Annotated in this window: 1 protein-coding gene; it reads left to right on the top strand. The window is 65.9% G+C overall.

Annotated elements, in window-relative coordinates; genetic code table 11:
- Positions 1-215: 215 nt before the first annotated feature.
- Positions 216-1,496 (top strand): Do family serine endopeptidase (locus tag HC022_RS26390; protein WP_167454361.1); only part of this gene is annotated, 1,281 nt, incomplete at its 3' end.

Below are 1,496 nucleotides of genomic sequence, written 5' to 3'. Positions count from 1 at the left end.
ACCGCCGTTTCACATGCGCTTGATAGGCTGCAACCTTTTCTTTGGTGTTGCTCCCGAGCTCCTATGTTAGCTTCACGATGAGGAGGCAGGGCGCCGCGAACGCTCCGGCACGGGCGACTGCCGCATAGAAGGAGTTCCATGTGAAACCCGAAGCATTCGCTGCAACACGCGACAACGCCAGACCGCTGCGGCTGTTCTGGCTTGCCACGCTGTCGATGTTCATGATCGTCTCCCAGGCGCTGATGGCCAGCGCGCAGGGCGCGCCGCAGAGCTTTTCGGTTCTTGCCGAAAAAGTCAGCCCCTCGGTGGTGAACATTACCACGTCGACCATGGTCGCCGGCCGCACCGGCCCGCAGGGCATCGTGCCCGAGGGCTCGCCTTTCGAGGATTTCTTCCGTGAGTTTCAGGACCGCAACGGCGGCCCGGGTGAAGACCGCCCGCGCCGCTCTTCGGCGCTGGGGTCCGGCTTCGTGATTTCCGAGGACGGCTATATCGTCACCAACAACCACGTCATCGAGGGCGCGGACGAAATCGAGATCGAGTTCTTCGAGGGCTTCTCGCTGCCCGCAACCCTGGTCGGCACCGATCCCAACACCGACATCGCGCTGCTCAAGGTCGAGGCGGACAGCCCGCTCAAGTTCGTGTCCTTCGGCAACTCGGACAACGCCAAGGTCGGCGATTGGGTTATGGCCATGGGCAACCCGCTGGGGCAGGGCTTCTCGGTCTCGGCCGGTATCGTCTCGGCCCGCAATCGGGCGCTTTCGGGCACCTATGACGATTACATCCAGACCGACGCCGCCATCAACCGCGGCAACTCGGGCGGTCCGCTGTTCAACATGAACGGCGAGGTGATCGGCGTGAACACCGCGATCCTGTCGCCCAACGGCGGCTCGATCGGCATCGGCTTCTCGATGGCCTCGAACGTCGTGACCAAGGTGGTCGACCAGCTTCGCGAGTTCGGCGAGACCCGCCGCGGCTGGCTCGGCGTGCGCATCCAGGACGTGACCGACGACATGGTCGAGGCGCTCGGCCTCGCCTCCGCCGAGGGCGCGCTGGTTTCCGACGTGCCGGACGGCCCGGCCAAGGACTCGGGCATGCAGGCCGGTGACGTGATCACCAGCTTCGACGGCAAGGAGGTGCAGGACACCCGCCAGCTCGTGCGGATCGTCGGCAACACCGATGTCGGTAAGTCGGTCCGCGTGGTGGTGAACCGCAACGGCAACTCCGAGACGCTGCTGGTGACCCTCGGTCGCCGCGAGGACGCCGAGACCACCTTCCCGGCGAGCCAGGAAGTGACCCCGGGCGAGCCGTCGCAGAGCGAGCTCATGGGGCTGACGCTCAGCCCGCTGACCCAGGACCTGCGCGAGGAGCTGAGCCTCCCCGACAGCGCCAAGGGCCTTGCGGTGGTGAACGTCGACGAGAGCTCGGAAGCCTTCGAGAAGGGCCTGCGCCAGGGGGACGTGATCACCGAGGCCGGCCAGTCCGAGGTGCTGAGC

The sequence above is a fragment of the Salipiger sp. HF18 genome, assembly GCF_011806505.1.
Taxonomy (GTDB): Bacteria; Pseudomonadota; Alphaproteobacteria; order Rhodobacterales; family Rhodobacteraceae; genus Salipiger; species Salipiger thiooxidans.
This window is presented reverse-complemented; position numbering and strand designations above follow the sequence as displayed.